19 protein-coding genes are annotated in these 19,854 nt (G+C 36.7%); 8 read left to right on the forward strand and 11 right to left on the reverse strand.

Features of this window, described 5'->3' with window-relative positions; genetic code table 11:
• Window positions 1-21: 21 nt before the first annotated feature.
• Window positions 22-696, reverse strand: coding sequence for an AlkZ-related protein (locus tag FAR12_RS07360; protein WP_126407866.1), 675 nt, complete (start codon window positions 694-696; stop codon window positions 22-24).
• Window positions 697-966: 270 nt separating this feature from the next.
• Here FAR12_RS07360 and FAR12_RS07365 point away from each other — a divergent pair, with 270 nt between their 5' ends.
• Window positions 967-1,854: a helix-turn-helix domain-containing protein gene (locus FAR12_RS07365; RefSeq protein WP_126407868.1), complete on the forward strand. Its 888-nt coding sequence runs from the start codon at window positions 967-969 to the stop codon at window positions 1,852-1,854.
• A gap of 35 nt (window positions 1,855-1,889) precedes the next feature.
• Window positions 1,890-2,768: a helix-turn-helix domain-containing protein gene (locus FAR12_RS07370; RefSeq protein WP_126407870.1), complete on the forward strand. Its 879-nt coding sequence runs from the start codon at window positions 1,890-1,892 to the stop codon at window positions 2,766-2,768.
• Window positions 2,769-2,883: 115 nt separating this feature from the next.
• Here the strand turns inward: FAR12_RS07370 and FAR12_RS07375 are convergent, their stop codons facing one another.
• From FAR12_RS07375 to FAR12_RS07385, 3 genes are all read right to left on the reverse strand, one after another.
• Complete coding sequence (locus tag FAR12_RS07375) at window positions 2,884-3,360, reverse strand: GNAT family N-acetyltransferase (RefSeq protein WP_246010325.1); 477 nt, start codon at window positions 3,358-3,360, stop codon at window positions 2,884-2,886.
• 107 nt (window positions 3,361-3,467) lie between these two features.
• Window positions 3,468-4,676, reverse strand: a complete 1,209-nt coding sequence (locus FAR12_RS07380; RefSeq protein WP_126407872.1) for a multidrug effflux MFS transporter — start codon at window positions 4,674-4,676, stop codon at window positions 3,468-3,470.
• A gap of 128 nt (window positions 4,677-4,804) precedes the next feature.
• A complete protein-coding gene (locus FAR12_RS07385) occupies window positions 4,805-6,940 on the reverse strand; it encodes a tetratricopeptide repeat protein (protein ID WP_126407874.1) in 2,136 nt (711 codons plus the stop codon).
• Window positions 6,941-7,306: 366 nt separating this feature from the next.
• On the opposite strand from FAR12_RS07385, the gene FAR12_RS07390 reads away from it, so the two are divergent.
• On the forward strand, window positions 7,307-7,843 hold the full coding sequence (locus tag FAR12_RS07390) for a cell wall hydrolase (RefSeq protein WP_126407876.1): 537 nt from the start codon (window positions 7,307-7,309) through the stop codon (window positions 7,841-7,843).
• Window positions 7,844-7,968: 125 nt separating this feature from the next.
• On the opposite strand, the gene FAR12_RS07395 is transcribed toward FAR12_RS07390, so the two are convergent.
• The 4 genes from FAR12_RS07395 to FAR12_RS07410 form a co-directional block, all read right to left on the reverse strand.
• A complete protein-coding gene (locus tag FAR12_RS07395; protein WP_126407878.1) occupies window positions 7,969-8,730 on the reverse strand; it encodes a class I SAM-dependent methyltransferase in 762 nt (253 codons plus the stop codon).
• 118 nt (window positions 8,731-8,848) lie between these two features.
• Window positions 8,849-9,235, reverse strand: coding sequence for a hypothetical protein (locus FAR12_RS07400; RefSeq protein WP_246010326.1), 387 nt, complete (start codon window positions 9,233-9,235; stop codon window positions 8,849-8,851).
• Window positions 9,236-9,556: 321 nt separating this feature from the next.
• Window positions 9,557-9,931 (reverse strand): hypothetical protein, encoded by a 375-nt coding sequence (locus FAR12_RS07405; RefSeq protein WP_126407880.1) that lies wholly within the window; start codon window positions 9,929-9,931, stop codon window positions 9,557-9,559.
• A gap of 369 nt (window positions 9,932-10,300) precedes the next feature.
• Window positions 10,301-11,266, reverse strand: coding sequence for an alpha/beta hydrolase (locus FAR12_RS07410; protein ID WP_212734380.1), 966 nt, complete (start codon window positions 11,264-11,266; stop codon window positions 10,301-10,303).
• Window positions 11,267-11,724: 458 nt separating this feature from the next.
• On the opposite strand from FAR12_RS07410, the gene FAR12_RS07415 reads away from it, so the two are divergent.
• A complete protein-coding gene (locus FAR12_RS07415) occupies window positions 11,725-12,936 on the forward strand; it encodes an MFS transporter (protein ID WP_126407882.1) in 1,212 nt (403 codons plus the stop codon).
• A 31-nt stretch (window positions 12,937-12,967) separates the two neighbouring features.
• On the opposite strand, the gene FAR12_RS07420 is transcribed toward FAR12_RS07415, so the two are convergent.
• Entirely contained in the window at window positions 12,968-13,342 is a 375-nt protein-coding gene (locus FAR12_RS07420) for a nucleotide excision repair endonuclease (RefSeq protein WP_126407884.1), read from the reverse strand.
• A gap of 212 nt (window positions 13,343-13,554) precedes the next feature.
• Here FAR12_RS07420 and FAR12_RS07425 point away from each other — a divergent pair, with 212 nt between their 5' ends.
• The 3 genes from FAR12_RS07425 to FAR12_RS07435 all read left to right on the forward strand — a co-directional run bounded on the left by FAR12_RS07425 (window position 13,555) and on the right by FAR12_RS07435 (window position 17,014).
• Window positions 13,555-14,361 carry a hypothetical protein gene (locus FAR12_RS07425; RefSeq protein WP_126407886.1) on the forward strand — a complete coding sequence of 269 codons (807 nt, stop codon included), beginning with the start codon at window positions 13,555-13,557 and terminating at the stop codon, window positions 14,359-14,361.
• Window positions 14,330-15,556, forward strand: coding sequence for a glycosyltransferase family 2 protein (locus FAR12_RS07430; RefSeq protein WP_342772294.1), 1,227 nt, complete (start codon window positions 14,330-14,332; stop codon window positions 15,554-15,556). Before FAR12_RS07425 ends, FAR12_RS07430 begins: the two co-directional genes overlap by 32 nt.
• An 84-nt stretch (window positions 15,557-15,640) precedes the next feature.
• Complete coding sequence (locus FAR12_RS07435) at window positions 15,641-17,014, forward strand: MATE family efflux transporter (RefSeq protein ID WP_126407892.1); 1,374 nt, start codon at window positions 15,641-15,643, stop codon at window positions 17,012-17,014.
• Window positions 17,015-17,072: 58 nt separating this feature from the next.
• Here FAR12_RS07435 and FAR12_RS07440 read toward each other — a convergent pair whose 3' ends face one another.
• Together FAR12_RS07440 and pdxR are read right to left on the reverse strand one after the other, a co-directional pair.
• Window positions 17,073-17,627: an MEDS domain-containing protein gene (locus FAR12_RS07440; protein ID WP_126407894.1), complete on the reverse strand. Its 555-nt coding sequence runs from the start codon at window positions 17,625-17,627 to the stop codon at window positions 17,073-17,075.
• Between the two features lie 212 nt (window positions 17,628-17,839).
• Complete coding sequence (pdxR, locus tag FAR12_RS07445; protein WP_126407896.1) at window positions 17,840-19,246, reverse strand: MocR-like pyridoxine biosynthesis transcription factor PdxR; 1,407 nt, start codon at window positions 19,244-19,246, stop codon at window positions 17,840-17,842.
• A gap of 104 nt (window positions 19,247-19,350) precedes the next feature.
• On the opposite strand from pdxR, the gene FAR12_RS07450 reads away from it, so the two are divergent.
• Window positions 19,351-19,779 (forward strand): GNAT family N-acetyltransferase, encoded by a 429-nt coding sequence (locus FAR12_RS07450; RefSeq protein WP_126407898.1) that lies wholly within the window; start codon window positions 19,351-19,353, stop codon window positions 19,777-19,779.
• The last annotated feature ends 75 nt before the right edge of the window (window positions 19,780-19,854 follow it).

The raw sequence follows: 19,854 nt of genomic DNA on the forward strand, positions 1-19,854 counted from the left end.
CATTAACTAAGCATCGAACCTTCACTTAAATATTTTTTCTAGTTTCTTCACTACTTCATTGCTACAAAAACTTGAAAAATGAATCATAAGTATTTTCTTCGCTTCTTCTCTGTCTTGTTCAAAAGTTTCTATATTATTTCTACTAGCCCACGAATCATACGTTTCATATGACGTACTGTTCCAGCCATTCTTCTCCCCGTCTACATTTTTCTTTTCCTGTATTCCTGAGATGACGATATCCATTGCCCCTTGCAATTCCAATAGGGCATTCTCAAAAATCCGTTTTTTATGGCTTTCTTTAAGACCTGCCTTTACTCTAAGCGCCCTCGTATCAATTCCTTCTTCTTTGCTTATTAATTGATAAACTTCTAATGCTTCTTTCGATATGTTCCCATTGGAATAACGTTCTTCAACAGAATAATTAGAGCCTAAAATGCTTTTTACATATGGCAGCAGTTGACGGGATACCAATATTGATTTCTTTTTAATAAATTTGCCGTATCCAGCAACACCATCAGACGAAAATTTTGTTCTCCAAATCCATGGATCATACTCCGTGTCCGAATACCAATTTTCTGACATAGTAATCGTATTTAATGAAGGATAATCAGGGATTAAGGTAGCTAGTGGGAGTAATCCCACCTCTTCAATCACATCAATAGCTTCTAGGTAGGTGTTCACATTATACTCCATCATTGGGTTGGCTCCTTTATAAATATAGACTTATATTTTAATTCTATATCCACCCATGATTTCCCTGCATTCGCTTACTTTTCTAATATTGGAAAAATCGTTATTCTTTATAAGATTTTTACTTATCTCCATAAGCAATTCTGTATATTTACACCCACAATAATAGTGTTATTATAAAGTTGTAAAGACATGTGTGAACAAATTCTTAGAGTTCAATCTGAAAAACTTTGTAAAATATATTATTTAATTGTATTAAATTAAAGGAGCAACAACATGGAGTTTTTACCCTTTGGAGAATCTTTGAAAAATATACGAAAAAGAGCTGGTCTGAGTCAGAAAGAACTGGCTGCAGGAATATGTTCTCAAGCTCAAATCAGCAAGATCGAAAAGGATGATGAGATTCCATCTGCAATAATTCTTAATAAAATATCAAAGAAGCTCGGCGTCGACATGAATTACTTTTTTGATATACAACAATCGCACAAAATCGAGTATATCAATAGTGTTAAGAATGATGTTTATCAGTTAAAGAAAGAGAATGATTACTCTTCATTACACAAACTTATACAAAAAGTAAAACAGAATTCCCTCTTCCAATCAGGTGATGATTATAAATTTCTTATTTGGCATGAGGCTATTTGCATTCATTATGTTGAGAAAAACTCCTTAAAAGCGATGGAGTTACTAATAAAGGGATTGCAATTGAATCCTTGGGAAAATGGAAAACTCAATACAGAAGTTGATATTCAAATCATAACTAGCCTTGCAGTCTTGCAAAAGGAATTAGGGATTAATGAAGAATCGGAAAGCAATTTCCATAAAGCCTTGGAGCTTTTAAAGCAGCTTCCAAAATTGACTGATCAGAACATCGAACTAAAAATACTTTTTGGATTAGCTCAGCTATATACAGAAACAGAAAGATTTCAAGACTCCCTCCTACTCAGTAAAAAAGGAATAAAACTTTGCAATGAATTAGAAACCCTTTATCTTTTAGGTCATTTCCAATATCAGGTTGGGGAAAACCTTGCAAAGATGGGGAAGGAAACTGAAGCAAGACAGTCATTTAATAAGTCTTGCCTAATTTTTCAGCTTCAGGATAATCAGGAATATGTTAAATTGGTGAAAGAGAATGAACTAGAGTTGTTAGTAGCAGAAGATTAAATGATGATCGAGTTACAAAGAGGTGTGTTTATTAAATGTTTAATATAGGTCAAGCTATCAAAGATCTACGACAAGCTGTAGGTTTAAGTCAAGAAGAATTAGCTTCTGGTATATGTAATCAAGCGCAAATTTCAAATCTAGAAAACAATAATGCAACCCCTTCTGCTATGCTGTTAAACCAGATTGCCACTAAATTGGGCGTAGATATGAATTACTTCTTCGAAATGCAAGAGTCGCATAAGATTGAATATCTGCAAAATAGCAAAAAGTATATTCGAAAATCAATTCGAATTAGAGATTATGAAAATTTATATAACACTATACTTTCAGAAAAGAAACACCCCTACTATCAGGAAACTGAAAACTTACAGTTTCTTTTGTGGCATGAAGCGATTTGTATTCATTACGTAAAGAAAGAATCAACAAGAGCCCTAGAAATGCTAAATAAGGCACTTCAGATGACGAATAATAGGAAATACTATACTGAACAAGAGATAGAAATATTAATTAGTATTTCAATTATTGAAACTGAGACGAAATTGTACACTAAGTCAGAGGACGATTTCAAGAAAGCCTTAGACTCTTTTAAAAATACTCCACAAATAACAAATCCTTCGATCGAGTTAAGGATAATCTATGGTTTATCAAAACTACTAACAGATACAGGAAGATACCAGGAATCTTTGGATTACAGTTTAAAAGGAATTCGTCTCTGCAAACAATTAGAAACGCTTTATGTACTAGGTGAGCTACATTATCAATGTGGTTCCAATTATGCTAGAATGGGTGAAAAGGAAAAAGCAATTTCTGCTTTTGACAAAGCGATAAATATATTTGAATTACAAAGTAATCATCTGTATGTACAGCTTGTAAAAAAATATCGAGCTGAATTATTAGGAATAGAAGAATCCTAATAAGACAAGATCAATAAATTATGATCCATCCACCTAGGAAAGTTCAGGGAAAGTTCATTACTTTCCTTTTTTTAGCTTCCACCAAAATACTTTCAGTTCAACTCGGCAGATTTCTTTATGACATTGTTCTCTTAACCATCGTCATGAACGTAGTTTCTCCCCTATCAAATTCCATCTCCTTTACAAACCCAAACTTTTCATATAAATGAATCGCTCTATTATTAAATTTTGCAACTGTTAAGCGAAATGGGACCTTCACAAAATTCTCTTTGATAAAACTTAGTATAAAAGAAAAAAATGTAGTTCCATATCCTTTTCCAGTTAAGGCCGGGTTCATTCCAATCCCTATATCGATAAAGTCCTCAATATATGCTCCAAAATGCACTCCAATCGGAACCTTTGCACAATCTCCAATACAAAAATACCCGATTAGTTGATTGTTTTCGTCAACAACTACATAATACGAGTTTTCCAAGAGTTCCTTTAAACTTTGTGGATTTAATTCATTATTATAGAAATTGTATGGTGCCTCGTATTTCCAGTTTAATATTTCAATCGCAAACTCTTCGTTCATCGTTCTAATATCTAACATAAAAGGATCCTCTTCCCTAATTCTTTCGTTTTTCCAGCACAGCCCAACATTTCAATATCTGAAAAACATAGCCCCCTATTAGACGAGCTATGATTTTCATCCAACTATTATTTACCTCGTGCTAGCAACAAATAACTAAGTATCGCACAAACCGTACTTACTGCCATCACCAAACCCATAGGCGTGGCCGTAAAACTTCCCCCAATGCCGACAATTGGAGTGGCAATTGCACCTAGCCCCATCTGCAATAAACCGATTAAAGCTGAAGCACTGCCTGCATTTCGTCCTTGTCGCTCCATTGCTAATGACGTGCTAGTTGGTGCAACAAGACCCACACTTGTAATGACAACAAACAATGGCACAAGCACCCCGATTAAGCCTGCTTGCATCTGAATCATCAACAATAATGTTAAGCTACCACAAACAGCCGTAATTAAACCGATAACAAGAATTCGCTTTTCGCCAAAATGTACACTTAGCCTTGAACTTAGCTGGGACGCGAGCACAATTCCAATGCTATTGATTCCAAAAATGGCGCTGTATACCTGTGGGGACACGTTGTATATTTCTTGGAAAACAAACGACGAACCTGATATATAAGCAAACATTGCCGCAAAAACAAATCCTTGAGACAAGCACATGCCAATAAACACACGGTCTTTTATAATCCCTTGAAATGATGAAAAAGTGTCTTTTAATCCACCAGTCTTCCGACGTTCCTTTGGTAAGCTTTCTGGCAATTTAAAGATTACACCTAAAAGAAGACATAGCCCAATAACCGCAAGAACGACAAAGACTCCATTCCAAGGTGTGAAACGAAGTAATTGACCGCCGAAAACAGGTGCGACAATTGGTGCAACCCCGTTCACTAACATCAGTACCGCGAAGAATTTGGTCATCGCATTGCCGGAATAATAATCACGGACAATCGCACGAGAAATGACAAGACCCACTGATCCTGCGAGACCTTGAATCAAGCGCAATAAAATGAGTACGATAATCGAGCTCGTAAATGCGCATAAAATAGAGGATACTATAAAAATAATCATTCCGATGATTAACGGACCACGACGTCCACGTGCATCGCTTATCGGTCCAGCAATTAGTTGTCCTAAAGCGAGTCCGATTAAGCAAAACGTTAAGCTCAATTGCGTTAACGAAGTACTCGCTTGTAAATCTCCCGCTAGAGCTGGCAAGGCAGGAAGATACATATCCATCGCAAATGGAGCGAGTGCGGATAAAAATCCTAACACCAGTATCATGCCAATCTGTCTTTCCTTTTTCGCCGGCAATGTTTCTGCTAATTGATTTTCCATCGAGAATCCCCAACCTTTTCCTATATATCTATTACTAGAGCCAAGTATAGCATGCTAGAACTTATAATTCTTCTAAAATGCAAAAAGGATAGACTAAGGAACCTAGCATTCCTCAGTCTATCCATTTATTATGCAGGATCAATTAATGTTGATGCATGACGAATATTGAGCCATTCCAATTGACGATGGCGAATTTGGAATAGAGTCACTGGATCATAGAACTTCTCTGGGCTCGAGTTCAGCATATGAAGTTCTTTCTCGTTCCCTTCTTTTTCCTTTTTCAACTTCTCAACGGATACTTTTAACACATCCATCGGGCTATCGAAGAACATACTAACATCTCGTTCAAGTGTGCGTTCGAATAGATCAAGCTGCTGTAAAAAGCGGTTAGCGATCCGTTCGGCAACTTCAGTAAAATCTTCGTTTTCAATTGCCTTCTGGTACTGGCTTACCAAGAAACCTTTATTTTGTGATAAACCTCCGAATAACTTGCCAGCACTTTTTAATAGAAATTGAGAAGGTGTAAAGCGTAGGAAAATATTCTCCTTTTCAAAAGCCGCATAGCTCGTCATCCGTTCCATATCTCGCTTCCAATCGTTCAACACTTGGAAATCACATTGCAATTTTAACATATCATCACCAAATAGCTGGTTTAAGCCATCTGACATTTCATCCATAAATCGTTTGCTTTCATTAAATTCTAGCTCAGCCTTTCTATACCATTCCTTAAATTTCACCTTTAACAATGGCATGGCTGTTTCATTTAAATACAGCTGGATACGTTGATTCATTTCATGATTGATTTTTACATGAAGGTTTTTGAAATCACTGTCCTCATGAACCAACTCCGCACATCCCTGAAGAATTTCTGGAATTTTCGATTGAATCGTCTCTCTCATTTCATTCTTCCTGCTTTGGAATGCCTTTGTAATGACATTGTTTTTTGTGAACTGCAAATCATCTAATTGATTCACTGCACCATTCAACTTCGAAAGGACTTCTTCATTCCAAGCGATCGATTCACGAAGCTCGCCCTTTTGTTCCGCTTTCTTCGCTAAAAGGGTATCGAGTAAATTCTTAATCAGCACTAATAACTTTTCACTCTGCTTCATCTCTTGAAGGGATTGAAGGAAATCCTTCACATCATTTTGTCCTTCTATGAAGAGTGGTTCTCCTTCCCACTCTAGCTTCACAGGTTCATTTTCTCCCCATTTTAAAATATCCGTCAGAAGCTGTAATCCGTCTTCAACCGTATCATTTGAATGGGATTCACGACTAATCGAGTACTCTGCTTTTTCCACCATTGTCTGTTCAAGTGCTTCAGGGAAATGGTCATTCCATGCTAGAATTGCAGCTGAAACAAGGGTAGCATTGGAAAACTCAGCGATTTTTGTCCAATTGTGTAAAAGCCCAGGGATTAAAGGTTTGATTTCATGAATGTAGTACTTCCCGTTTATTAAGCTAAAGAACACTTCATTAAAGAGGTTATTCGTTTCGTACCATTGCTCTTCGTCAAGCAATTCCATTTCCTTAAATAGATGATTAAAACTATTCACCCATTCTAAATATTGCTTATCGTTTACATAGTGCTTCCATAATGAGAACAGCAACTGTCCAAACTGTGGATGGCTAATGACTTTTACCGTCAATAAAGGTTCCTCAAAGAATTCAGGCGTAAACTTTTCTGCATATCCTTGATCAATGTAAGATTTTAAGACCGAAAACCATTGCATCGAATCCTGTCTTTTGCCTTCGCTTACAGCAAGCTCAACCGCACTCTTCCAGTCTTCATTCTCTTCATAGAACGTGCGTGCTAGAGCTGTCACAGATGGATAATCCGGATTAATGGTCACAACCTTTTTAATCGTGCTGTCTGCTTTTTCCAGAGTACCTAGCTTAACGTAAAGAGAAAATAACTGTAGACCGATTTCTGTATTTAGGATGACCGAGTCTGTCACAATTGATGTATAAATCGACTCGGCATTTGGATAAAGACCTAGTTCCACATAAGCATCCGCCATATTCTTTTTTGCCCATGGCTCAAACTCATTTTTAATATTTTCCCATTTATAGATGGCTGCTTCATAGTCCTTAAAGCGATAATAAAGCTCGCCTTGCGCAAAACGTATGTACGATAAATCGTAGACCTCCTGCTTTTGTTCCTCGAAAAAAAGTTCCCCTAGTACTTCTACCGGATTGTTTCCATTATGTTCAATTAAATTTTCAAAGTATTGTTTATTGATTAATTGTTCTTCCAAACTCATCTTTATTGCCCCTTTGGGAATTGATTTTCATTATTCCTTACTCTATCACGATAAATTAACTAAGGACTATATGAGAAAAGTACCATTCTCTTACTCCCTCAAGCTTCGTGTATTTTTAACTTCTAGGTCCTTATTGCCACTGTACTTGGGTTGCATCGAGAATCTGCATTGGATCAGCTGGCACTTTCTCCCTCTTTTCGTCAAAAACTGGATGGATTATGAAGAAATTTAGGGTATTTTGTCATATTCCGATCGAACCTGCAATCTTTTATATCAATTTAAAAAGAAATGTAACCTTTCTGTTCTTAAAAAAGGATGATAAACCATGTTAGGGTTATTACAGACAAAACAAGGAGGTAGCACACCATGAAAAACATCTATAAGAAAAAAATAGCTGCAGCATGTGTGGCTACTTTAGCTTTTTTAGGTTTGCAAAGTAGCATTGTATTTGCTGAAGAAAAAGTTGAAGATAAAATTGAAATTCCGGAAAAACCAATAAATCATGAAATTATAAAAGAAAATGTAGAAGAAAAGATTTCAGATAAAGAGAAGGAATTACTTTCTCGCTTAGTCGAAGCGGAAGCAAAAGGTGAATCATATGAAGGAAAGGTTGCCGTAGCTGAAGTCGTGCTAAACCGTGTAGAGTCACCAGAATTCCCAGATACAGTGAAGGAAGTCGTGTACGAAACAACTGGTGATGCCTATGCATTCTCACCTGTTCAAAATGGTGAAATTAACAAACCTGCATCTGAAGAAACTAAAGAAGCGGTTGATGACGCAGTCGCTAGCCCTGATAATTTAAACAATGCCATCTACTTCTATAATCCAGACATCGCCACTGATAATTGGATTCGTTCACGTAAAGTGATTAAGAAGATTGATAATCATGCATTTGCGATTTAGATAATATGTTAAAAGGACCTCATTTTTGGGGTCCTTTTTATGCTCTCTGAAATTATCTTTTCACGTTGTGTTCCAGTTGGAATTTTGATTTTCTTTCAGCTGAAGTTATTAAGATGAACACCCGTCTATTCGTTCATCTTCTTAGCCTTAATAATCATCGTAGTTGGAAATCTTCGTGCTTTATATAAGGAATAATAACGATCAGATACTTCCTCTTTGATGGAATCAAAGTAAGTTGAAACATCACTTTCTATAACACATTCGATCGTAAATCCAGCTTTTATCAATTCATTGATATAAGTACTCATTTTTCTTTTTGGGATGGTGACGGGAGCCTTTTCTCCTTTAAATCTTGCGTAGGTTATACTTCCTTCATCTTGATACGAACCATCCAGATAGATTTGACCGTCTTGACTTTTCAAGTGGACATAAAGCGGGTGATCCCAACTCAAGATGAAATTTCCTCCTGGCTTTAAATAGGAATGGATGAGTTCAAAGGTTAATTTCAAATCGGTTGTCCATCCAATTGCATAAATAGAATACACTGTGTCGAAGTATATTTTCGGTAAACCAATATCCTGTTCCATTGGTGCACAATACAATTGGGCAGCGAAGTCTTTTAATGTTACTTTTGCCTGTTCAATCTGAGTCTCTGACAGATCAACACCCCATAATTCGCTTGCACCCTTTTCAGCCATATACAATAACGAATGGCCGCTTCCACATCCAATATCAAGTACCTTCTGATTTATCGTTTGGCCAAACAGATTGAGTTCTTCTTCTGATTGAGTAAAGGGACCATAACTGGGCAATGCATCTATCCCATTAAAGTGATGAGCTACTTTATCCCAACTGTCCTTATTTTGCTTTAAAATATCAGCTGTCATTTTACTGATTCCACCTTGTAAGAGATATATAGTGTTTCTACATTTATAATCAAATCCCTGCAACTATCTTTTAAGAACAAAAAAACTCGTCAAATTTGACGAGTAGTATAGGTACCTATTAATCCACATGCTTCACATAAATCGCCTGCGAAGTACTCACCGATTTGCATTCAGCCAGCTCTTCTTCTTTTAGAATGCCTAAATGAATCGCGGATTTAATTTTCTTTTCATCTGGACTTTTTTGAATGAGGTCATTTAGATGAAGTTCTTCTAGCCTTTTTACAGTCGTTTCGGTATCATACTTTTCCGTCGTTCGGATCTGCCGTTGCAATTTGTAATCCTTTAATACTACTTCGCCTTTAACTCTCTTCCCAACGGTTTCATCAAAAAATTCGTTAAACGTTTTCTTCAATTCATCTAATTCTGTGTCAATATCCTTCTTCTTCCTACTCAACTCAACATAATGGGCGAGCATTTCTCTTGTTAACAAGATTTCTTTTTTCAAGCGCATCTCCCCTTCCCATTTTGATCATATTAGAAAATGGAGGGGGATATTCACAACCAGATCAAAAAAAGGACGGCCATCTTAATTTAAGTAGTTCCAATAACGTGGAGAAAATTTAAAATCTCAGTCCAAATAACAAATGTTTTCGTAGCATAAATAACAAGTAAATTAACAATACAATTAACACACAACAAAAAGCTTGTGATTTCCCAAGCTTTTTGTTATAAATATGATGTTTTTATTCAATTAAAGCTCACCTTTAGTTTAGTAATTACATATAAAATGGTTTGATATTAAAGAAATAAAATAAGTTCATTTTGATTACTCTTTAGGTAGCCATCTATAATATAAAAATTCTCCATTTTCCGTTTCAGCTAAAATTATCATTGGTCTTATTCCTTCTTTTGTAACTGTGTCATACAAAACGGTTCCTTTTGGTAATTTTGTTGCTGAAAAATTCCACAACAGAAATGAAGATTTTGAAAGTCTTTTAATTGCCCCAATTCTTTTCACTTTCGGATACCTACTTTTTTCTTTTTCAAACCAATCAACTTCGGTTATATTAGAATAAATTCGCCCCTCATATTTGATAATATCTCTATCGTTATCTTTTTCCAGAAAACCACTACTAATAACCACAAATCCCCCCACAACAAAAATAAAAATTGAAAGTAAAACCATAATAATTTTCTTCATTTAAAAACCCCCAATTTTCATTAACATTCTTGCTCGTTAGATGAAGAATTGAATTTTCATATTATTTATGTATATTTTACCAAATAATTCTATAAATCCTTAAGTTTTCTCACAATATACTGATATTCACACATCAATTAACAAGTAAAATAGCACCCCAATTCGCACGATGACAATAGCCATTGTCAAGATGTTATTATGGGTGCTATTTGTTATGCTATTTTGTTGTTGTTTTCTTATAAAATATTGATATATCAACGAAAACAGTTCTGCAATTTACTATCCTAAAAGGGTTGCTAATTCGTAGGATATTTACAGTGTTTCTCCACGAAAACTGAATACTTAATCTTAATTCCGTCCTTTTACACTTTATTGAGTAATTGCTTTGTCTAAAAATGCTTTTAAGCGCTTTTGATACTCTTCCTCTGCAACAGTATAAGCTTCCGTATGACCTGCACCAGGAACAATCCAAAGTTCTTTTTCACTAGTTGCTGCTTTGAATATTTCATTCGCCATCTCAGTTGGCACAAGATCATCCTGATCGCCGTGAATAATAAACAATGGCAGCTTATTTTTCTTCACACTTTCAATTGCGGATGCTTCACCAAACGTGTAACCTGCTCTTAATTTTGTAATCCCACTCGTAACTTCCATAATTGGAAACGCCGGGAGATTATACAAATATTTCATTTGGTGAGTTAATTCTGCTTTCACAGTTGTATAACCGCTATCCTCGATAATTCCTTTTACCTCGTTCGGAAGTTTTTCACCAGAAGTCATCATAACCGTGGCAGCGCCCATCGAAAATCCATGTAGGAATATCGTGTTTTCCTTTTTGTCATCGATTAAAAAATTGACCCAATCCACATAATCTTTGCGCTCATGCCAGCCGTAACCAATATAATCGCCACCACTCATACCATGTCCTCGTGCATCAGGCTTTAGAATGTCATACCCTAGATCATAGTAATATTTTGTAATCCCCTGCATATCTTCTCCACTACCATGATAGCCGTGGGCAATGATCACTGCTTTTCCATTCGAATTCGTATTTTTTAAAAATCGAGCCTTTAATGTTAAGTCATCGAATGAATCGATTTGGACAATTTCAAAGTCTTGATTTGCTGTCCACTCCATTAATGCCGCTGTTTTGGCTTGCTGTTCTTCTGTTCCCTCTATCGTAGCAGCGACCTCACTGCTACCACCACCATGTAATGCTGGTCCTTCTTCACCACGTTTTACCGCCACGCCGTAAAAATAGTTACCAGCAACACCTAGGCCAATTAGTACGATTAGAATAAGTATCAAAACAATCATCATAATTTTCTCTTTCAAAAATATTCCCCTTTTTATCTATTAATCTATTTACCTATCTATTTTAGCAGAATGCAAAATTATTGATAGAGTTTTTCGTTTCCAAAACGGCTTTGGATTAAGCTTTTTAATAGGCTATATTGAAAGTTAGCACATTGCATTTTTAGCGGTCGAGTTTTACATATTCTCTAAACATTTGTCGGTCACCACAAGCATTTTCACTAGCATCCTGGCGTACAACCCTTATTTGTCGGTCAACTCTAGCGTATTCTCAGCCTTCTTGGCGTGCAAATCTTATTTGTCGGTCACCACAAACTTCTTCACTATTATCTTGGCGTACAAACTACATTTATCGGTCAGCTCATGCATCGTTTCAACAATCTTGGAGTGAAAGCCAAACAAAACACAAAATTTCGTATTGCTAAATATTTTCGAAATCTTTAAAATAAAACAAAAGATTACGCAACCAAGGAGAAACCATGAATCGTAAAATTTTCTTATATGTAAAAGCATTTTCAGATTTAGGAACGTTTATGGATATGATTGCCATCAACGTTTTGATGTATGTTGCTACAGGAAGCTCGGCTTGGCTCGCTTTCACTATGGCGGTTAAGACCCTTGGTGGAGTATTATCGAGTTTATTTTCAGGGGTGCTCGCTGACCGCTTTGACCGAAGAAAAATCATGATTTGGACCGATGTATTCCGAGCCATCATTATTTTGACGCTCGTCTTTTTTCCAAACCCAATCATGATTCTTGTCGTCTGTTTCTTAATTGGGCTCTTTTCTAGTTTTTTTGCTGTTAGCTACAGTGCTGAAATCCCACAAATTTACGGACATGATAAAGTCCTAGAGACGAATGCACTTATCGCACGCTTAACTTCAATTAGCTTAGTGATCGGCTTTATCGGAGCAGGAATTATCACAGATATCCTTGGTTATGAAATTACGCTCGTCATTGACGCACTAACTTATTTCGTTTCTGCCCTAGTTTTACTCGCGATGAAATGGGAAACTAGCATATCGGACAGAAAACCTGCTATTACAAGCGGTATCAAAGATAAGCTTATTAGCGTCGGAGAAGATTTAAAAGAAGTCTATTCCTACATTTTAATCGCACCGATGTTACTACTCGTCAACGTCGTATTTCTAGTTGGCGCATTTGCTGGTGCTTCACATAATTTGGGGATTCCATTATTAGCAGAAAATATTGATGCCAATCGTCAAAGCTTGTATTATGGCTTGATTTGGGGAGTTTGGGGAATTGGTTCTGTACTCGCAACGATCATTTTACCAAGGCTGAAATTCTTACACGGAAATCGATTATACTTTGCATGCTTTATCACAGCCATGCTAATGTCAACTGGATTCATTACATTTTTCTCAAGCCTAAACCTATGGATTGTCTTAACATTTGCTTTCTTTACAGGTATATTTGATGCCTTTTTTACGACCTTGCATGCTACTGTGCTTCAAAAAACAGACAATCATATACGAGGAAGAATTTTTGGGGTCGGTATGCTGTTAAAATCGCTAGGATTTGCCCTAGGATTCTTCGTGGCACCCATTCTATTAGAAGCCTTATCACTACCGAAAATGGTGCTGGCTTTTCACGGAACCCTGATCCTAACATGTCTGGCAGTCCTACTCTACTCTAATGGAAAAAGAAAATCCGTAGAACTAAACGTATAAAAGGGAAACCAATTCGGTTTCCCTTTCTCTCTTATTTGTAGAAAACTTTTTCTACATTATATTTTGCTTGAAGCGTGTTAATGATGTACGTCTCGTAAATCTCTCTTTCCATTGGATCCTCAACGATACAAACATCTATTCTGTAAACTTCATCTCTGTGCCCATTTAGTGGAGACACGTTGTCCTCCAAATGCTTTTTCACTCTTGGGCGTAGTTTTCTTGCTTTCCCGACAAAAAGCAGCTCATCATTAATATTGTAAAATAAGATGATTCCACCCTTATCTCTAGGAATTTTATGAAGGTCGATGAATCCCTCAATAGATTTGATAATTGGTTCATCATTCTCTCGAATTTGCTTACGCTCAGTAATCGAGACGTCTGGATTCGGAATGTCAATTTTAATCATTACGTGTTAAAACCTCATTTTCATCATTTATTAAACTTTAGATCAATTTCTATTTTCTACAATAAGAATTGGATATATACCTGATCTAGAATTCCTCTTCCATTGTACCTCTTTTCGGACACATCAATCTACCATTATTTATATCAAATAATTTCCTACTCTCCACCCAAATACTAAATTGAATACATTTTGGAAAACAATGAGGGTTTCAAATGGAAAGATTAACGAACCAACTTTTTATCTATATTGGGCTGTTAGGCTCCATTCTTTTAGGGAGTCTTATCATTGAATCACGTTCCTACTTTATCGGCATGATTGTACTCATGATGATCATGGGTCTTCTTAGTATCTTCATGCGTACCATGTATTCCTTTGCCATACTAATTGCCATCATTCTCGGATTAGCTTTCTACAATGTAGGTACTTCATGGTATTTCGCTTGGGACATAAGTAAGCAAGGAATCAATATTGCTGTGCAAGCGCTACTTTCATTTGCTGCTTTGATGGCATGGATCTATGGCTATACAGTTCGGAAAAATAGCAAAGTACTTCAAGCATTAAACTCCGAACTTTTACGATTAAGAAAGTACGAAGAACATACAGGCATTCTTACCTTAAATGAGTTTCTTGAACAAGCGGAAATCCTTTTTACAGGAATGAAAAGAAGAAAGGAAACTGGCTTTCTTGTCCACATCCTTATAAAAGAGAGTAAGGAATACAAACAGAGAATCTTAAGAGACAAATTATCCAAAGCCGTATTAGAATCCATTCGTGCAAAATACGATTTAGCTGGCCAGCTGCACCCAAGTGCTATCATTCTTTACCTGAATAATACGACTGAGCAAGGAGTCGAGATTGTCATGGAAAGGCTAAAAGGAAAGCTAGATCACATTAGTTTGCAATCCATCTCTTTTGAAATTGCTCGCGTCCCTGAAAATTGGAATGAAACTCGAGAGCAGCTGAAAGTCTTTATAAGGAGTGAACATTTTGGTAGTCACACTGACGATTATCGCAATTAGTTTTTGGCTATTATTGGTCTATTACTCCATTCTAACGATTTTTGGTTTAATTTTTCGTGGACAAAAAAAGCTCACTGCTCCATTAACTTCATATCCAAGTGTCACCATTCTGATCCCTGCTCATAATGAAGGGGTCGTCATCGCAGATACGCTCTTTGCGATGACAAAAATTCAGTATCCAGGTGAGCTGCAAATATTTCTACTTAACGATAATTCTAAAGACGATACCGGTGAAATTGCTGATTATTATGCTGACATGTATAAAAACATCTATCATATTCATGTTCCCCCTCGAAAGCCGAGCGGAAAATCAAGAGTTCTTAATTACGGACTCAACATGACTGACTCAGAATATATTTGCGTTTATGACGCTGATAATCAACCAGAACCTGATGCCCTCCGACTTCTCGTTGAAGCAGCAGAAACAACACCTGATGCGGTAGGCGCAGTTGGCTACGTCAAGACCATCAATGAAACGACGAATAGTCTTACACGCATGATCGCCTTAGAATTTTCCGTTTTTCAACTTACGATGCAAGCTGGACGGTGGAAGTTGTTTAAGCTCGGCTCCCTTACTGGAACGAATATGCTCGTTAGACGCTCATCCCTTCTTGATGCTGGCGGGTATGACCCAAAAGCGTTAGCAGAAGACGCTGACCTCACACTTGCTCTTACTGGAAAAGGTGGATTGTTACCTATTGTTCCGGAAGCAAAGACTTGGGAACAAGAACCCGAAACGCTTCGAGTGTGGCTTAAGCAGCGAACAAGATGGATGCAGGGTAATATCTATTTAATTGAAAAAACACTTCAAAATCCTGTTTACTTTAGAGGGAGAAACCTCATCCACTCTGTTCAATTACTTGCAGTCTATGTTTGTTTCGTCTTCTTCCTAATCGTTTCAGATATTTGGTTTTTCCTCGGTATGTTTGGTATCGCGGAAAGCTCTGCTAGTGTCCCGCTCCTTGTCCTTTGGTTTGAATCATGGCTTATCTATTTCATCCAGCTTGTTTCTTCCCAAGTGATGGATAAAAGAGTTGGTTTACGTGATTTGGCTATCTCTTTCCTTATGTACTTTACTTACGCACAGCTCTGGCTCATTTTGCTTATCCGAGGACTGTACTTTCAAATTAAGTTAAAACGTTCAGACGACGACCCAATTTGGGACAAAACGGAACGTTTTCGTAAGTTCACGTGAACATGCTTTTTTCCTCTTTACTTTTACCAGAAAAGGATTAGAATAGAAATATTGTAATCAGCAGGGAGTACTGGAGGAGATTCCATGACGGAAGAAAAAAATCAATATCAAGAAAAAACTCTTTTTCAAATAACTTGGCCACTTTTCATCGAAATTGCCTTACATATGACGATGGGGATTATTGCAACCTTCATGCTTGGACATTATTCCGATGATGCTGCTGCAGGCGTTGGGGTGGCCAATCAATTACTGAACATCTTTATTCTCGTTTTTAACGTCACGTCAGTCGGGGCGACGATTTTAATCGGGCAAAAACTTGGTGCAGGAAAAATTGCAGAAGCGAAACAAATGGCTCAATCCGCTTTCGGAATGAATTTCTGGTTTGGAGTCATCGTAGCTGTGATTGTCTTTTTCTTTGGTGAATATTTTCTAAGACTCTTTGATGTCGATGGACAAATTTACGAGTACGGTCTCATTTTTATGAAAATTTGTGGACTATCTCTTTTCTTAGAATCTTTGTCTCTTGCGCTTAGTGCTGTACTTCGAAGCTATGGATTTACAAAGGAATCCATGTTTGTAACAGTGTTCATGAATGTGATCAGTATTATCGGAAATATTGTTGCCCTTTCTGGATTATTCGGCCTTCCTATTACAGGAGTAACAGGCGTATCGTGGGCGATTGTAGCTGCAAGAGGAATTGCAGTGCTTATCCTTCTCTATTTTGTCTATCAGCGTTTATCGATTTCGATTAAATTCGAACATATTTTTAAGATCAAAAAAGAAGATATTCGTGGTCTCCTTTCAATCGGAATTCCATCCGCTGGTGAAAATCTATCGTATCAATTTTCGCAGTTGATCATTACTGGAATTATCGCAACACTGGGGGCATCTTCATTAACGGCACGTGTGTATATTGTCAATATTTCAATGATTTGCTTTTTGTTTACAATGGCGATTGGGATGGGAACTCAAATGTTAGTTGCACGATACATTGGCGGAAAGCTGTATGAAAAGGCATTTCAACGTGGGATTCGCACTTTAAAAATTGCTATGATCGCTTCCTTAACTGTATCGCTAATTATTGCATTAATTGGCTCGCCTGTTCTAAACTTCTTTACAGATGATTCAAGTATCATTGCTATCGGGATTCCAGTCTTATGGGCGATTGTTTTTATCGAACCTGGTAGAGCAATGAATATCGTCTTAATGAATACATTGAAATCAGCTGGAGATGTTCGTTTCCCTATGATCGTCGGGATCATCTTTATGTGGGGCGTTTCCGTTGTATTTAGTTATTTATTCGGTATTCATTTTGGCTTAGGACTACTTGGCGTCTGGATTGCCCAAGGATTGGATGAATGGATTCGTGGAATTCTTGCTTTACGACGTTGGCAGAGCCGACCTTGGGAACGTAAAACGAAAGTCGAAGTTAATGAATTTCAGGTAAAAAAAGCATAATAAGCAAACCGAGCATGAGGAATTGTGCTCGGTTTTTTTTGAAATGGCAGCTTAGAATTCAAGAACTATGTATGACTTCTCGATCTGAAAGCGTCACACCATGACAATTAATTAATAAGGAAGTCCAAGTAGCTGGTATTTTGTTAGCATCATAGGCACATACAGAAATGATTCCTTTTTCGTGTATGAGGCAGTCTGCAATTTTTTCATATTCTTCGAGCTTATCATTTAGGCTTTTTGGGTCTCCCCATTCAACATGTCCCCATGTCCGTACCGATTCCCCATTTGGTGTGAAGGAATCGACCTTTTTTGAAAAATAGTTTGATATCGTACGAGGATGAAAATCTTCATTTGCCCAATAGAAATCAAAATTATTAATCGTATGTAGGTTCTCGCGTTGAAGCTGATTCAAATGCGTATCTAATTGCTCATAGATCTGAATCATGTTTCTTTCATTTTCTATTAAAATAACGTGTTCACCTTGTTTAATCCCTGAAACGATAAATGCAACAACTGTTTCGATGTACTTGGTATGATTTTCATATATATAACAAATATGTCCACCGTGTTCCTTCTTTAATTCTTCAATCGTTGGCTCCATAAAACTATTCATAAACTAGTCCCCTTACACTCTTTAATACTTATCCGTTTTATTCATTTCATGTCTCAACATACAGTTCTTCAACACTTTTATAACAATTAAGCTTCAAGTCTGATTTGAATTCTCACATTTAGCCTCCATTTATGGAACCTATTCAATAGACTATATTCTTCACATAATTTGTCGTGTCCTTCTTTATCAGTTAAAAAAAGCATTTCCTTTTGCTATGAAAGCTCCCAGGCGTCTTTCAAAAGCTTAATTCCCGCATCGATTTCCGATTCCGTTAATCCTCCAAATCCCAATAAAACTCGAGAACCTACCTCGTCTGATTTACCATGATAATAGATGGATAATGGATAAATTTTGACTCCAACATTCTTTGCTCGCTCAATCAACTCTTCTTCACCCAAATTATTTTTTACTTCCAAAACAATATGAAGACCAGATTTTTCACCAATAATGGTAACATTCCCTCTAAGATATTGTTCAATCGCTAGCATCAAAGCACTCTGTTTTTTACGGTAAAGAGTTCTCATTTTGTTTAAATGAGTTTGCCAATATCCATCCTTCATAAAACGATAAAGGGTATCCTGATGAATACGAGAAACCGTCTGTTTGTAGATCGTAAAGTGCTCTTGATATTTTTTTAAGAGCGGCGTTGGCAAAACCATGTAACTGATTCGGAAAGATGGAATTAGTGATTTGGAAAACGTTCCTAAATAGATGACACTTTCATTTGCACTCAGTCCTTGCATAGACGGGATTGGTTTCCCTTTATAACGATATTCCCCATCATAGTCATCTTCAATTATATATCCGTTTCTTTCCTCTGCCCATTTTAACAATTCCATCCTTCTTGAAATGGGCATTATCATTCCATTCGGAAATTGATGAGATGGAGTAACATACACAACATTTGCATCTGACTTTTTTAATTGTCTTATATCTATTCCTTCTCCATCGAGAGAAATCGGAATCGTACGAACGCCTATATCTTGTAAAACGATTCTCGTTCTATGGAAGCCGGGGTTCTCAAGCGCATAAGTATGTTCTTTCCCAATTATTAGAGACATTAAACCAATTAGCACTTGTGTACCAGCACCAATGATAATTTGTTCGGCATCACATTTAACTCCTCTGGAGGCATAGAGATAGGCTGCTATTTGTTCACGAAGATTCTCTTCCCCTTGGGGATTTCCAATATTGAATAATTCTCCTTGGTCCTCATATAAGGATTGAACAGTGAGTTTTCTCCAAATCGAATAAGGAAAATGTTCCAAATCAACTTTTCCCGAATTAAAATCTATTTTGATATTTTCTTGTGCCCTATTGGGTTTTGACTCAAATTGTTTTACCTGTTGTTGGTTGATGATTAAGTCTTGGTTAAGAGTGGTGACAAATAATCCTTTTCGAGGTTTACTTTCTACATACCCTTCCGCACATAGTTGATCGTAAGATGCTTGAATCGTATTTAGGCTTAGTCTTAAGTGATTTGATAAATGTCGTTTAGAAGGTAATTTTTCATGCGTTTTTATTCGGCCAGCGATAATTTCTGTTTTAATATAATCAGCTAGTTGCATGTACAACGGGCTTCTATTTTTACTGTCTAAAATTGGTGTTAGTTCGATCATGGTCAATCTCCCATATATAATCTGGTACCATCAAAATACTCCCATCTGGTTCTTTTGATTATACCAGAATATGTTTAAATATTTCGTAAAGGAGATGAATTTAAATGATTAAAATAAAGGAACTAAAAAACGAGAAGGAATGGAAAGAAGCCTTTCCAGTTATGAAACAATTGCGAACTCATTTGAGCATAGAACAATTCATCGAATTAGTGCATGAATCTACAGAGAAGGAATCTTATAAAATCGTAGCTTTATATGATAACGACAAAATTGTGGCCGTAACAGGATTTATGCCGATGATTACCTTATATAACGGAAGGTTCATTTGGGTTTGTGATTTAGTGACAGATTCAGATCATCGTTCAAAAGGCTATGGTGAAGCACTTCTAAATTATGTACATAACTGGGCAAAAGAGAATGGCTATGATATTGTCTCCCTTTCATCAGGATTACAACGAATCGATGCCCATCGCTTTTATGAGCATAAAATGAAATATGACAAGGTCAGCTATGTTTTTCTTAAAAAAGTTTGAATCTATTAAAGACCAGTTTGGTCTTTTTTTGATAGCTTATTTAGAATAGACCACCCTTTTATGGCATATAAAAGG

The organism is Bacillus yapensis, assembly GCF_005280205.1.
In the GTDB taxonomy this organism is placed as follows: Bacteria; Bacillota; Bacilli; order Bacillales; family Cytobacillaceae; genus Robertmurraya; species Robertmurraya yapensis.